The following is a 14,591-nucleotide window of genomic DNA, read 5'->3' on the forward strand; positions in this document are numbered from 1 at the left end:
GTAACGTAGCGATGAAGGTACAGCAGCTCAAGCAAAGCGTGAATCTGCAGAATCTGGAGGACTGGGGCACGGCCGGGCTGCCCGGCACGACGCCGATCCAGGTGTCGGGCGTGCAACGCGTCATCAAGGGCAGCGAGTCCATCGACACCGGCATTTTCGAATGCACCACGGGCACTTATCGCCGCTCGGTCAAGCAGGCCGAAGTGATGCATTTCATTGCCGGACGCGGACGCTTCACGCCCGATAACGAGGAAACCATCCACTTCGAGAGTGGCGACACGCTCTTCTTCGAAGCCAACACCGAAGGGCTGTGGGAAGTCGAGGAAACCATGCGCAAGGTTTACGTCATCTTCTGACCACCGTTTCACGCTGTTCACCGAGCGCCGCGCTGCACCATGCCGGCCCTGCGAGGGCCGCGCTCCCCCTTCTGCCAACACCCCGTCTCCCCCCGGCGCGCCAAAGCGCGCCGCGGCCTCCCTCGTTCTTCGCGCTGTCCAGCGTCTTTTCCCAGTCGATGTGCATCTGCAACAGAGTGGGGTAATCCCGCGTTGACCCCTCGTCGCCATCTTACTTACAGTTCAGCCTTGTTCGCACAAAGAATCGCTGTTCTACATACGAACAGAACGGCGGAGAAAAATCAAACGACGGCCGGGTCGCCAACCACGCTCAAGTCAGTCGAAGCAGGTCGAATTGGAGAATACCTTTATGAATCGCAATATCACTATGACCCGGATCGCATGCGCGATCGCCGCTCTCGCCAGCGCACCGGTTTTCGCGCAAAGCAGCGTCACGCTGTACGGTATCGTCGATGCCGGTATCGGCTATCAAAGCAGCGCAAGCTCGCTTGGCTCGAACGCCGGCGGCAAGTCCAAAGTGAACATGATCAACGGCGTATGGGCCGGCAGCCGCTTCGGTTTGAAGGGCGGCGAAGATCTCGGCGGCGGCACCAAGGCCATCTTCCAGTTGGAATCCGGCTTCAACTCGAGCACCGGCGCCCAGCAATACACGAATGCGATGTTCGGCCGCCAGGCATGGGTCGGCGTGACGAACCCGACCTACGGTACGCTGCAGGCCGGCCGCCAGTACACGGCTTACTACTCGCTGCTGTCGCCGTATAGCCCGACCACGTGGCTCACCGGCTACTACGGCGCGCACCCGGGCGACGTCGACGCGCTCGACACGATTTACCGCGCGAACAACTCGCTCGTCTATACGTCGCCGAAACTGTACGGCTTCACGTTCAGCGGTTCGTACGCCCTCGGCGGCGTGCCGGGCAGCCTGAACCGCGGCTCGACCTGGAGCGGCGCGGTGCAGTACATCAACGGCCCGGTTGGCGTCGCGGTGGGCTTCATGCGCATCAACAACTCGACGCTGGGTGGCGGTGCCTACGGCGCGGATTCCACCGTGTCGAACAACGGCGCGCAGCCGGGCGTGTCGGCCGTGACCAACGGCTATCAAACGGCACAGGCGCAGCAGCGTTTTGCCGTGACCGGCGGCTATAACTTCGGCAATGGCTGGGACGTGTCCGCGGCTTACTCGAATGTGCAGTACATTCCGGGTATCAACTCGAGCTTCCGCGACACGGCGATCTTCAATACGGGCGGTGTCGTGCTGCACTGGAAGCCAACTGTTTCGTGGGACTTCGCGACCGGCTACAGCTACACTCGCGCTACCAAGGCGAACGGCATCACGAGTTCGGCGCAGTACCAGCAGGTCAACCTGTCCGAGTACTATTCGTTGTCGAAGCGCACCGGCCTTTATGCATTGCAGGCGTTCCAGCGCACCAATGGCAATACGCTGGGCACGGCCGGCTCGGGTCACATCATCAGCGCGACGGCAACCATCGGCGACGGCTTCCAGAGCGCGCCGTCGTCGTCGCGTAGCCAGTTCGCCGCAGGCGTGGGCATCGTGCACCGCTTCTAAAATCGGCGCACGATCTTAAAAAGAGGAAGGCTCGTTACGGCGGGCCTTTCCGTATTCCGCAGTCAGGAGACACATCATGAGCCGCAGCAACGCTGTGAACGTTCAGACCTTCCTCAACGAACATCCCTTTTCGCCGTTCCAGTGGCTCGTCTTCTTCATGTGCTTCATCATCGTCCTGCTGGACGGTTTTGACACGGCCGCGATCGGCTTCATTGCGCCTTCCCTGATCGCCGAATGGGGCATCACCAAGCCGGCGCTTGCGCCGGTGCTGAGTGCCGCGCTATTCGGCCTCGCCTGCGGCGCGCTCGGCTCGGGACCGCTGTCCGACCGGCTCGGGCGACGCTCCATGCTGCTCGGCTCGGTGCTGCTGTTCGGCGTGGCGTGCCTCGCCTCGGCCTTCTCGAACAGCATCGGACAATTGACGACGCTGCGCTTCATCACCGGCGTGGGTCTGGGCGCGGCCATGCCGAACGCCGTCACGATGATGGGCGAATACTGCCCGGATCGCCGCCGCGCGACCGTGATCAATCTGATGTTCTGCGGCTTTCCGCTCGGCGCCGCGTTCGGCGGATTTCTCGCGGCGTGGATGATTCCGCATTTCGGCTGGCGCAGCGTGTTGCTGCTCGGCGGCATCACCCCGCTGCTGCTTCTGATCCTGCTGGCGCTCAAGATGCCGGAGTCGGTGCGCTACATGGTGGCCAATAGCCAGCCGGTCGAACGGATTCGCGCGGCGCTCTCGCGTATTTCCAGCGAAGCGGCGCAAGCGGGCACCTTCATCATGACCGAAACCGCGCCGCAAACCGGCGGCAAGGGCGTGGCGGTGGTGCTGTCGCGCCCGTACATCATCGGCTCGGTGATGCTGTGGATCACCTATTTCATGGGCCTCGTCATCTTCTACGCGTCGATCAACTGGATGCCGATCCTGCTGAAGGACGCCGGCCTCACGCCGCAACGCGCGACGCTGATTTCCGCGCTGTTCCCGCTCGGCGGCGTGGGCGCCGTGCTGTGCGGCGTGCTGATGGACCGCTTCAACGCGAACCGGATCATCGCGGCCTGCTATGCATTGACGGCCGTGAGCGTGTATTTCATCGGCCAGGCGGTGGGCAACGTGGGCGCGCTGGTGTTCGTCGTGTTCGTGGCCGGCGTGTTGATGAATACCGCGCAGTCGTCGATGCCGGCGCTCGCCGCCGCGTTCTACCCGACCGAAGGCCGTGGCACGGGCGTGGCGTGGATGCTCGGCATTGGGCGCTTCGGCGGCATTGCGGGCTCGTTTCTCGTGGCCGAACTGACGCGCCGCCACTTCACGTTCGCGGGCATCTTCGCCATGGTCGCGGTGGCGGGTCTGATTTCGTGCGTGGCGTTGCTGATCAAACAGGCGGCACGGCCGCATGTGTCGAACGTGAGCGCCTCGAAGACGGAGTCGTTCGGGCATTGAAGAGACGAAGCGCGCGCATCTCGAGGATGCCGTCCGGCAACGGATGCGCCGCATGACCCGATGGCTGTTTGAAGCCGCCCTGCGAGGCGGCTTTTTCTATTGCGGCGTCGCGTGAAAAAACGCGGCGCGCCACTTCCCGATAAACTACGTGCCTGTTGGCAAGTTCGGTTGCCGCGGTGGCGCATGCCATCGCTCGGGCAACGTTGCTCACCTCACCACAGGGTTCAAGGAATGAAACGCGTAGTCGTTGCCGCGCTGCTCGCGGCGTGCCTCGCGCAACCGGCCGCTCAGGCCGTCGCGCAAACCGTCAGCGATCAGTGCTTTGCGATCGGCGATATCGCCGGCCAGGTCGCGTCGTGGCGCGCGCATAAAAAGACCAAGGCGCAAGCGCTCGACCAGGCGGCCAAATACTACAAGGACGCGGCTGACCGGCAAGCGGTCAGCGCCATCATCGAGAAGATCTACAGCCCGGACGCGCCGCGCATGACGCCGGACCAGGCCAGCATGGCGTTTACGTCGGACTGCGCGAACCGTCAGGCGCAGGCGCCCGCGAAGTAGCGCCCGCGCGCTCAACTAGCCACTAACGTTGGCGAAAGGCATCGAGCGACGTCAGCGCGTTGCCGTGGAAATCGAACAGCGTGTTGTTGTCCCACTGATCGCCGGCGCCGAGCTTCCATCCGACATTCGGCGTTGGAATCCATTCCGGCTCCCACCAGAACACGCCTTTGCCGTGGCCATCCGGTATCGCCTCGACAATGTCCGTCAACGCGCCGAGAAACTGCGCCTGGCCCGCCGGCGTCTGCGGATAGCTCGCCGTCCCGACGTTGGTCATCGCGTCCGGTTCGGAATCGCCGTCGCTGGTGGTCCATGGATAGGCCGTCTCGACCACCATCACGTCCTTGTCGTAGCGCGTTGCGAGATCGTTCGCGTTGTTCTGCAGATCGCTCAGCGAGCCTTGCCACTGCGGGTAGTAGGACAGGCCGATCACATCGAACGTAACGCCGCGCTGGGTCGCGCTGTCGAACCACCAGCGGCTCGTCGCGTTGTTACCGCCGCTGTCGATATGCAACATGACCTTGATGCGATCGTCGACGGATTTGACCGCGTCGTGCCCCGCTTTGAGCAATTGGGCGAGGTTGTCCCACTGATCGTACTTGCCGAGCGGCCACAGCATGCCGCCGGTGATCTCGTTGCCCACTTGCACCCACTCCGGGTGCACGCCGTCGCGCTTGAGCATCTTCAGCACATTCTTCGTGTACTCCGACAGCAACGCGCAGGTCTGCGCGATATCCTTGCCGGCCCACGCGTGCGGCGGATACTGCTTGCCCGGATCGGCCCACCAGTCGCTGTAGTGGAAATCGATCAGCACGCGCATGCCGAGCGCGGCCGCGCGGCGCGCAAGCAGGCGCACATGGTCCGCATTGTTGTACCCGGCGGCGGGACTCTGATCGGCCGGATAGAAGTTCGGGTTGCCCGGATCGTTCCAGACCTTGATACGAATCGAATCGACGCCATGCCTTCTCAGCAGCAACAGACAGTCGTGCGGCACGCCGTGCTCATAGAACTTCGCGCCGTTCGCCTCCAGTTCGAGCAGCGTCGATACGTCGGCGCCTTTCGCAAAGCGACTGCCACGCCCCGAAGCCTGCAACTCCGCCGCGAGCGCCGGCGGGCCGAGCGTTGCGCCGACACCGGCTGCGGCCGCCGTCGACGCGAGCCAGCCGAGCATTTCTCTTCTGTTCATCTGTCATCCTCCATCTATTGATGGGCGGCTCTTCCGAAGGCCGCCTGGTCCCAGGTTGAAGCGCTTGAGTGTCACCCTCCGACTACACACACTGTTGGATCCGATTCCGTCGAACAGCCAATCAGATCATTCGCTCTTCCATGCGCACACGTCGCCTGTTTTCAGCAGCGCACTGCCGAGCACGAACGTCGCAGCAACCGGCGCCGGCGCATGCACGGGCTGCGCACCGAAGTTGAACGCGAAGGTCAGAGCGCCGCGCCGCCGGATGCGCAAGCCTTCCGCCAGCCGTTGCGTTTCGATGCCGGCATCGCGCGCGGCCTGCTCCAATACCGTGCGATGCAACGCATGCGACAACCAGCCGGCCACGTAGCGAACCTTGCCGTGCGAGAGCACTGCGGGCCACGTGTCGTCGAATTGCGCATCGACCTGCGTATCGAGGTTGGCCCGCACGTGCTCGCGCCAATGCATCGCCACACCGTGCGTGCCGCCAATCGACACCGCCGGTGCCAGCGTGGGCCGCAGCGTCTCGACTTCGAGCACCCGCATCGGCAGAACGCGTTGCAACGCGCCGGGCGGCAGCGTGGAGGGGATCGCGAAGCTGTCGGTTTTCGAGCCGCTGCGCGGGCCGAACACCCATTGCGCTTCGCTTCGCTCGATCTGATGCACGAGCGCATCGTCGACCACGGCGATGCTCGGCACGACCACCATCGCATAAGCCGACAGATCCGCGCGGCTCGACACGATATCCACGTCGAGCCCGAGTTCGCGCAACGACTCGTAGTAGTCGAACGCCAGCGTCTGATAGTCGAAGGTCTTGCCATGACGCTGAATCTCGAACATCCATTGCGTCTCGTAGTCGAATACGACTGCAACAGCCGCACGCGCCGGTGCGTCGAGTTCGGACAGTGCGGCGCTCGCGGCGATTTCCCGCGCCGCCTGCTGCACCTCGAGGCCACCCGGCGACAGTTCGTTGTTCGGCAGATTGAGCCCGGAATGCATCTGCTCCTGCGCATACGGACACTGACGCCAGCGGAAATACGACACCAGTTCCGCGCCGTGCGCGAACGCCTCGTAAGCCCACAGCCTGACCATGCCTTTCGCCGGCACCGGGTTCCACGGCGCCCAGTTGACCGGACCGGCCTGCTGCTCCATCACCCAGAAACGCCCGCTGCCGATTGCCCGATAGCGATCGTGGTCGAACGCGGAAACGTCGGGGTGCGCGGTGCGTGCATAGAGCGCTTTCTGTTCGTCGGGCAGCGAGATCGATTCAGTGCGCGCGATCGGGTAGCTGTCCCATGCGGCGACATCGATCGCATTGTCTTTGGCGAAACGGTAGTGATCGAAGGTCGTGAAAAATCCCATGAAGTTGTGCAGCAGATCCGCAGCCGGCGCATGCTCGCGCAACACGTCGATCTGCTCGCGATGAAAACCCGCCACCTCGTCCGACATGAAGCGGCGGAAGTCGAGCAGATGAATCGGATTGGCGTCGGTGGGCGTAAGGTTCGGCAAGCCGATCGCCTCGAACGACGGATACTCCATGCTCCAGAATACGTTGCCCCATGCGTCGTTGAGCGCTTCGACGGTTTCGTAGCGCCGCCGCAGCCACGTCTGAAAGCGCACGAGCGCGGCAGGCGAATAGCTGGGCACGGTTTCGTGACAGCCGAGTTCGTTATCGGTCTGCCACGCGACGATCGAGGCATGCCGCCCGTAGCGCTGAGCCATTGCCGTGACGATCCGCAAGCACTCGCGCCGATAGGTTTCGCTGGATATATCGTAGTGCCGGCGTGAACCGAAATTCCAGCGCGTGCCATCGGCGCGCACCGGCAGCACGTCGGGATACGCGTCGATCAGCCACTTCGGCGGCGAAGCGGTCGGCGTGCCGAGCACCAGTTTCAATCCCGCGGCCGCCAATGTGTCGACCGCTTCGTCGAGCCATCCCCACACGAATTCGCCGGCGCGCGGCTCCATCCGGCTCCACGCGAATTCAGCGATCCGCACATGGGTGATGCCGAGTTCGGCCATACGTTTCGCGTCGTCGGCCCACATCGTGCGCGGCCATTGTTCCGGGTAATAACAGACACCAAGTTGCATGAGAGATTCTCGTTGTTAGATAACGTCGGACCGGCGCTCAGCCCTTGCTTGCACCGAAGGTCAAACCGGCTACGAAGTGCTTCTGCATCAGGAAGAACATCAGCACGGAAGGCAACGCGGCCAGCACCGAGCCCGCGGCGACCAGGTTCCACGCGGTCGTCCATTGGCCCTTGAGCGCCGCGACGCCCACCGTGATCGGCGCGGCGTCGTCGCCTTGCGTGAGACATAGCGCCCAGAAATAGTCGTTCCACACGAACGTGAACACCAGAATGCCGAGTGCGGCGAGCGCGGGCCGGATCAGCGGCAACACGATGCGCAGATAGATGGTCCATTCGCTCGCGCCTTCCACGCGCGCGGCCTCGATCATTTCGAATGGCAACTGTTTGATGAAATTTCGCAGAAACAGCGTGCAGAAGCCGGTCTGAAACGACACGTGGAAAATCACCAGCGCCCACACGCTATTGAACAGTCCGACCTTCAGCGCCATGTCGCGCACCGGGATCATCAGGATCTGGATCGGCACGAAATTGCCGGCGACGAACGCGAACAACACTGCGGTATTGCCCGGGAACCGGTAGGTCGCCAACGCAAAGCCCGCCATCGACGCCAGCACGATCGCGCCGAGCACCGAAGGCACCGTGATCAGCACGCTGTTGGCAAAGTAATGCAGCATCGGCGTTTGCGTGAGCGCCGTGCCGTAGTTTTCTAGCAGCGCAAAGTGCTTCGGCCAGCCCCAATAGTCGCCTTGCGACAGCTCGTCGGATGAACGGATCGACGTGACGAGCACGGCCAGCATCGGCAGAAGCCATATCAACAGCGCAATGGGCAACGACACTTTGTAGAGCGTGCGATTGAGCGGTTTCCAGCGTTCGACGGGAAGCGGATACATGACGCGCAACTCCTTGGAGATCAGCGTTCTTCGCGCAGCATGCGGCGCAAATGGAACACGATGTAGACGAGCATGATGGCGAACAGCACGACGGCAATCGCCGCGGAATAGCCTTCGCGGTAGTACTTGATGGCCTGGTCGTACATGTAATAGGCAAGCACGGTGGAACTGTCGAACGGACCGCCGCCGCTCATCACCGCGATCAGATCGAAGCTGCGCAATGCGCCGATCACCGTCAGCACCACGGCCATGAACGTGGCGGGCCGCAGTTGCGGCAGGATCACGTGCCATAGCAGCTTCACGCCTTTGGCGCCTTCCATGCGCGCCGCCTCGACCACTTCCGGATTGATACCCGTCAGGCCCGTCAGGTAGAGGACCATGCAGAACGGTGTTTGCGGCCATAACGCGGCGAACACGATGCCGAACGTCACCGTATGCGGATCGCCGAGCACGGGAATGCCATGACCGACGATCAGGCGCAGCAAACCGAAGCCCGGATCGTAGAACCAGCTGAACACGAGACCGACCACCACGCCCGAGAGCACGAACGGCGCGAAGAACAGCGACTTCACGACGCGCATGCCGCGGATATGCTGGTTCAGATACAACGCGAACAGCAGCCCAAGCGGTGGCGCCAGCAGAAACAGCGCGAGCCAGATGAGGTTGTTCTTGAGCGCCGTATAAAACGTGTCGGCATGAAACAGCTCGATATAGTTGTCGAGGCCGGCGAAGGTCTTCGGCGCCATGCCGTCCCAGTGATAAAAACTGAGCGAAATGCTGCTGATGATCGGATACACCACGCACAGGCAAAACAACGCACAACCCGGCAACAGGAAGAAGAATGCGGCGCGATGCTGATGACGGCGCGTGGTCGAGACGTGACGGTGCGAAGCCGCGGGTAAGCGGCGCGCTGCGGAATGAGACATGGATCGGGCCTCGTCGGAAAGCGAAGGCGATTCGAAGACGAGCGCCGGCCGTTGCTAGGCCGCCGGCGCTCCGTGACTGACTTCTTTACTTCTGATAGATGCGCTTACGGGTCGCTTCGAGGCGCACGAGCACGGCGTCGAGTTGCGACGGATCGCTGTAGAACTGCTGCATCGCTTTCATGCCTTCGTCGGCCATTTCCTTCTGCATGTCGCGATCGTAGAACTGCGCGATACCGCCCTTGGTGTTGGCGAGTGTCTGGAAGCCAACCTTCGAAATCGGATCGTCAGGCTCGGTCGCCAGACTGTTCGACGGCAGCGTTCCCCAGCCCTTCGCGAGATCGGCGTTGATCTGCGGCTGTTCCATGAAGGCGAGCAGCCTGCGCGCGTCGGCCTTGTTTTTCGCCTTTGCGGGAATCAGCAGCACGTTGACCGGACCGTCCTCGGCCATCGGCACGTTCGCGTCGATCACGGGGAAGCGGAAGAAGCCGGTTTGCGGCTTGAGGTTCGCCGGAATGCTCGCGGAGAAGAACGTGCCCATCAGCATCATCGACGCCTTGCCGTTCACGAGAAACGGTGCGATCGAATCGAGGTCGTAAGAGAGCGCATTGTCGATGAAATAGTGGTCATCGATCAGCGTTTTCCACGCGGCATAGACCTTTTTCACGCGTGCGTCGGTGTAGGGAATTTCGCCGGCCATCAATTGCTGATGGAATGCGTTGCCGTTGATGCGCAGATCCAGATAGTCGAACCAGGCGGCAAGCGTCCAGCTGTCGCGCGCGGCCACGGCGATCGGCGCGACGCCGCTGGCCTTCAGCTTCTTGCAGGCATCGAGAAATTCATCCCACGTCTTCGGCTCGCTCTTGATGCCGGCCTTCTCGAACAGATCCTTGCGATAGAAGAAACCGTAGGCGTCGTAGCCGAGCGGCGCCGCGTACTGCTTGCCCTTATACGTCGACGCATCCTTCACCGACGCGTACTGCTGCGACCAGCCATTTTTGCTCCAGTCCGCCGACAGGTCTTCGAGCAGGCCGCGTTGCGCGTAATACGCCATGCGCTCGCCGTCGTGCCATGAAACGACGTCGGGCGGATCGGTGGCAAGCCAGCCGCTCATCTGCACCTTGTACGCTTCTTCGGTGATGTAGGTCACCTTCAGATCGACATCGGGATTGGCCTTCTTGAACTTGTCGAACGCGTCCTGCCATGTCGAGCGCTGATTCCCGCGCGCCGATACGTTGACGTTGAGCGTGGCGGCGTCGACTGCGGCGCAGCAGAGCGAACCGGCGACCAGTGCGGCTGCGATCGACACGTGTGCAAGACGGCGAAGGCGAAAAGCAATCATCTTGTGTCTCCTTGATACCTTGTTGGCCGGCAGCGCGGCTGCCGGCAATGTAACCCGCTCTGTGGCGGAATTCGGCTTTGATGAATCAGTTGTTGCTTCAAACGCTCACGAACCAAAACTCAAGCGGCGGCGCGTTCGGGCTCGAACGCGCTTCGCCGCAGTGCAATCCCATCCGCGTCGAACAGATGACAGGCAGAAGGCGGAACGTGAATGGCAATACGCTCGCCCGACCCGATCGGCGTATCGCCCGCGGCCTTGGCGATGAGCGTGCCCGCCGCATGATCCGCGTGGACATAGCTGTGCTCGCCGAGCCGTTCCGACAGCACCGTCGTGCACTGCACGGACTGCCCGGCGCCGTCGAGGCGCAGATGTTCCGGCCGCACGCCGAGCGTGACCGGCTGGCCGCGCTGCAAACGTTGACCGTCGACCTGTGCGGTCAATCGCTCACCGCTTTGCGTCAGCGTGACCGTTACGCTCCCCGGCTCGATCGAATCGACCACGGCGTCGATAAAATTCATGCGCGGCGAACCGATGAAACCCGCCACGAAGCGCGACTTGGGATGGTGATACAACTCGAGCGGCGCCCCGCTTTGCGCGATGCTGCCGAAGCGCTCGGCGTCAGCACCCGCATGCAGCAGCACGATCCGGTCGGCGAGCGTCATCGCTTCGACCTGGTCGTGGGTCACGTACACCACGCTCGCGTTGGCAAAGCGCTGATGCAAACGCGCGATTTCGACGCGCGTCTGGCCACGCAGCGCGGCGTCGAGATTCGACAGCGGCTCGTCGAACAGGAACACGCCGGGCTCCCGCACGATCGCGCGGCCGATCGCGACGCGCTGTCGCTGCCCGCCCGAAAGCGCCTTCGGATAGCGCTCCAGAAAGCTGTCCAGTTGCAGAATGCGCGCGGCTTCGCGCACCTTGCTGTCGATCACGTTCTTGGGTTGTTTCGCGAGCTTCAGACCGAATGCCATGTTGTCGAACACGGTCATGTGCGGAAACAGCGCGTAGCTCTGGAACACCATGGCGACGCCGCGCGCCGCGGCAGGTACGTCGTTCACCAGACGGCCGCCGATATGCAGTTCGCCTTCACTCAGGTCTTCGAGACCCGCGATCATTCTCAGCAGAGTCGACTTGCCGCAACCCGAAGGTCCCAGAAAGACGCAGAACTCGTGCTGCGCTATCTCCAGATTCACGCGCCGGATCACCGGCGGATGGTCACCGTACGACTTCTGCACGTTCGTCAAACGAATTGCCGCCATGCTGCCTCCGTGGATTTAACCGCTTAAATTTCTAGGAAAAATAAGTGACCAACCCTTGCACGGCAGGCATTTAATCGCTTAAATTCGAGTTCGAGGGAAAAAGTCATGGCGGGTGTCTCCTGGATGTTTTCCAGCAAGTTATCAACGTCGCCCGCAGCTTGCAACATTTGAATCGCATTCCCTGAATATGGGATAAAGAAGTTATGGTCACTCTGTCCGAAGTTGCGAAGCGCGCTCACGTCACCGCCGCGACTGTCTCCAACGTGCTGCGCAACCGCGAGAAGGTGCGCCCCGAAACGGCTGAACGCGTGCTCAAGGCGATCGCCGATCTCGGCTACCGGCCCAACCTGAATGCACGCGCACTGGCCGAGGGCCGCTCGTCGACGCTCGCGTTGATGCTGTCGAATATCTCGAACCCGTTCTACCCCGAGTTCGTGCTGGCCGCCGAGCGTGCCGCGCGCAAAGCCGGCCACTTCCTGATGGTTTGCAATACTGACGATGACGCCGAGATCGGCCGCGCGTATCTGAACCAGATCGCAGGTACGCTGGCCGACGGCGTGCTCGTCATGAACACGGACATCACGATCAACGATCTGTGTGCGTCGGCTACGCACAGCGCGCCGATTCTGCTGGCCATGTGGGAACACCCGGAATCGCCGCCCGCGCTGCCTTGCATCGCCGTGGATTTTCATCTCGCGGGCGAGCTGGCCGCGCGGCATCTGCTCGAGCTCGGCCACCGCGAAATCGGCCTTCTGATCGGCGACGGTTGCGGCGGCTTGCAGGATGCGCGCTCCAACGGTTTTCGCGCCGCGATGCGCGCCGCCGGCATCGAGACCGACGCGGCGGCGGTGCTGCAAATCCGCGACTCGATCGACGCGGGCTACGCCGCCTGCATGCAACTGATGGCAAACCGGCCGCATCTCACCGCGATTTTCGCGACCAACGACCTGCTCGCGATCGGTGCGGCACAGGCGCTGCTGACGCTGGGCCGAGCGGTGCCGAACGACGTTTCGGTGATCGGCATTACGGACATTCAACTGGCGCACCAGGTGCATCCCGCTTTGACGACGGTCGCGATTCAGACCGCGGCGATCGCGGAGTTGTCGGTCGAGAGTCTGATCCGGCTGATCCAGACGCCGGACCAGCAGCCGTCGATGCTGCTCGCCCCGCCGCCCACGCTGATCGTGCGCGCGTCGACCGGGCCGCGACGGCCGAAATGAATTTGCAAGCCATTCAGCAGAAAATGCTGTCACAGCACGAAAAAAAAGGCGTGCAAACCGCCGACGCCCCGATTGTCAATTTGATCGATTGCGGCACAGGCGTAGCATCGATCCATCAATCGGCCCACGGTACGCGGCCGCGCCGCCGCGAGCCTCGCCGAATCAAGGGCAACCTGAAGGAGCAACCCGATGTCTCTCGCATTGACGCGCAGTGAACTGATTCGCCCGCAGAACCTGATCGACGGAAAATGGGCCGGTGCCGCCGACGGCGCCCGCTTTGCCGTCACCAACCCGGCCACCGGCGAAACGATCGTCGAAGTCGCGAACAGCGGCGCCGCGGACGCGCGCGCCGCCACCGACGCCGCAGCCCGCGCGTTCCCCGCCTGGCGCGATAAGCTGCCGCGCGAGCGCGCCGAGATCCTGCGCCGCTGGCACGCGCTGATCGTCGCCAATACCGACGATCTCGCGAAGCTGATGTCGATGGAACAGGGCAAGCCGCTCGCGGAAAGCCGCGGCGAAGTGGCTTACGGTGCGTCGTACGTGGCGTGGTTCGCCGACGAAGCGACCCGCATCTACGGCGATCTGATTCCGCAGCAGCAGCGCGGCAAGCGCATGAGCGCGGTGAAGGAACCGGTCGGCGTGGTCGCGGCCATCACGCCGTGGAATTTCCCGCTGGCCATGATCGCCCGCAAGATCGCGCCCGCGCTCGCGGCCGGTTGCACCGTGGTCGCCAAACCCGCCGAAGACACGCCGCTCACCGCGCTCGCTCTCGCCGCGCTCGCGCAGGAAGCCGGTCTGCCGGACGGTGTGTTGAACATGCTGTCGGCCTCGCGTGAACAGGGCATTGCCGCGGTTGCCGATTGGCTCGCCGACGCGCGCGTGCGCAAGATCACGTTCACCGGCTCCACGCCGGTCGGCAAGCATCTCGCGCGTGAATCCGCGGGCACGCTCAAGAAGCTCTCGCTGGAATTGGGCGGCAACGCGCCCTTTATCGTATTCGACGACGCCGATCTCGACGCCGCCGTGACCGGTCTGATGGCGGCGAAATTCCGCAACGGCGGCCAGACCTGCGTGTGTCCGAACCGCGTGTATGTGCAGGCCGGCGTCTATGCGCGCTTTGCCGAGCTGCTCGCGCGACGCGTCGCTGCCTTGAAGGTTGCGCCCGCAACGGACCCGGACGCGCAGATCGGCCCGATGATCAACGAGCGCGCAATCGAGAAGATCGCCCGTCACGTGGAAGACGCCGTCAAACACGGCGCGAAAGTGCTGACGGGCGGCAAGCGCCTGACGGAACTCGGCCCGAACTACTACGCGCCGACCGTGCTGACGGACGCGCGCGACGACATGCTGGTCTGCTGCGAAGAAACCTTCGGCCCGGTTGCCCCGCTCTTCAGTTTCGACGACGAAGCCGAAGCGATCCGCCTCGCCAACGACACGCCGTTCGGCCTCGCCGCCTACTTCTACACGCAGGACGTGCGGCGTATCAACCGCGTGGCCGCACAGCTCGAAGCGGGGGTGATCGGCATCAATGAAGGCGCAGTGTCGAGCGAAGCGGCGCCGTTTGGTGGCGTGAAGGAATCGGGCTATGGCCGCGAAGGCTCGAAGTACGGGCTCGACGATTACATGTCGATCAAGTACTTGTGCCAAGGCGGGCTTGATTGACGAGCCGCTATCCCGCTGGCAACTGAACGCCTGACCTGCACACTCTGCCGCCTCGGCGCAGCGCCTTACATTCCAAAGAGGCGCTGAAACGGGGCGGCAGTTTTCA

The 14,591-nt window shown here is 63.0% G+C and carries 13 protein-coding genes; 7 read left to right on the forward strand and 6 right to left on the reverse strand.

The annotated features are described in order from the left end of the window. The first annotated feature begins 11 nt into the window (after window positions 1-11). The 4 genes from BLW71_RS25220 to BLW71_RS25235 all read left to right on the forward strand — a co-directional run bounded on the left by BLW71_RS25220 (window position 12) and on the right by BLW71_RS25235 (window position 3,916). On the forward strand, window positions 12-356 hold the full coding sequence (locus tag BLW71_RS25220) for a cupin domain-containing protein (RefSeq protein WP_091803111.1): 345 nt from the start codon (window positions 12-14) through the stop codon (window positions 354-356). 349 nt (window positions 357-705) lie between these two features. Continuing rightward, on the forward strand, window positions 706-1,923 hold the full coding sequence (locus BLW71_RS25225; protein ID WP_286162094.1) for a porin: 1,218 nt from the start codon (window positions 706-708) through the stop codon (window positions 1,921-1,923). Between the two features lie 76 nt (window positions 1,924-1,999). Further along, complete coding sequence (locus BLW71_RS25230; RefSeq protein WP_091803114.1) at window positions 2,000-3,358, forward strand: MFS transporter; 1,359 nt, start codon at window positions 2,000-2,002, stop codon at window positions 3,356-3,358. A 231-nt stretch (window positions 3,359-3,589) separates the two neighbouring features. Further along, window positions 3,590-3,916: a hypothetical protein gene (locus BLW71_RS25235; RefSeq protein WP_091803117.1), complete on the forward strand. Its 327-nt coding sequence runs from the start codon at window positions 3,590-3,592 to the stop codon at window positions 3,914-3,916. 22 nt (window positions 3,917-3,938) lie between these two features. Here BLW71_RS25235 and BLW71_RS25240 read toward each other — a convergent pair whose 3' ends face one another. From BLW71_RS25240 to BLW71_RS25265, 6 genes are all read right to left on the reverse strand, one after another. Then, entirely contained in the window at window positions 3,939-5,099 is a 1,161-nt protein-coding gene (locus BLW71_RS25240; protein WP_091803120.1) for a glycoside hydrolase family 53 protein, read from the reverse strand. A 126-nt stretch (window positions 5,100-5,225) separates the two neighbouring features. After that, window positions 5,226-7,190: a beta-galactosidase gene (locus BLW71_RS25245; RefSeq protein WP_091803123.1), complete on the reverse strand. Its 1,965-nt coding sequence runs from the start codon at window positions 7,188-7,190 to the stop codon at window positions 5,226-5,228. Window positions 7,191-7,227: 37 nt separating this feature from the next. Further along, complete coding sequence (locus tag BLW71_RS25250) at window positions 7,228-8,079, reverse strand: carbohydrate ABC transporter permease (protein ID WP_091803125.1); 852 nt, start codon at window positions 8,077-8,079, stop codon at window positions 7,228-7,230. Window positions 8,080-8,099: 20 nt separating this feature from the next. Further along, complete coding sequence (locus BLW71_RS25255; RefSeq protein ID WP_091803129.1) at window positions 8,100-9,005, reverse strand: carbohydrate ABC transporter permease; 906 nt, start codon at window positions 9,003-9,005, stop codon at window positions 8,100-8,102. 85 nt (window positions 9,006-9,090) lie between these two features. After that, on the reverse strand, window positions 9,091-10,344 hold the full coding sequence (locus BLW71_RS25260) for an ABC transporter substrate-binding protein (RefSeq protein ID WP_091803132.1): 1,254 nt from the start codon (window positions 10,342-10,344) through the stop codon (window positions 9,091-9,093). 119 nt (window positions 10,345-10,463) lie between these two features. Next, window positions 10,464-11,603, reverse strand: a complete 1,140-nt coding sequence (locus tag BLW71_RS25265; RefSeq protein WP_091803135.1) for an ABC transporter ATP-binding protein — start codon at window positions 11,601-11,603, stop codon at window positions 10,464-10,466. Between the two features lie 203 nt (window positions 11,604-11,806). Between BLW71_RS25265 and BLW71_RS25270 the strand changes: the two genes are divergently transcribed. The 3 genes from BLW71_RS25270 to BLW71_RS25275 are packed head-to-tail and all read left to right on the forward strand — an operon-like array spanning window position 11,807 to window position 14,485. Next, on the forward strand, window positions 11,807-12,823 hold the full coding sequence (locus tag BLW71_RS25270) for a LacI family DNA-binding transcriptional regulator (RefSeq protein WP_091803138.1): 1,017 nt from the start codon (window positions 11,807-11,809) through the stop codon (window positions 12,821-12,823). A gap of 2 nt (window positions 12,824-12,825) precedes the next feature. Then, complete coding sequence (locus BLW71_RS41130; RefSeq protein WP_143048395.1) at window positions 12,826-13,038, forward strand: hypothetical protein; 213 nt, start codon at window positions 12,826-12,828, stop codon at window positions 13,036-13,038. After that, a complete protein-coding gene (locus tag BLW71_RS25275) occupies window positions 13,013-14,485 on the forward strand; it encodes an NAD-dependent succinate-semialdehyde dehydrogenase (RefSeq protein WP_091803140.1) in 1,473 nt (490 codons plus the stop codon). The genes BLW71_RS41130 and BLW71_RS25275 overlap by 26 nt, the downstream gene beginning before the upstream one ends. Window positions 14,486-14,591: the final 106 nt, after the last annotated feature.

Source organism: Burkholderia sp. WP9 (assembly GCF_900104795.1).
GTDB lineage: Bacteria > Pseudomonadota > Gammaproteobacteria > Burkholderiales > Burkholderiaceae > Paraburkholderia.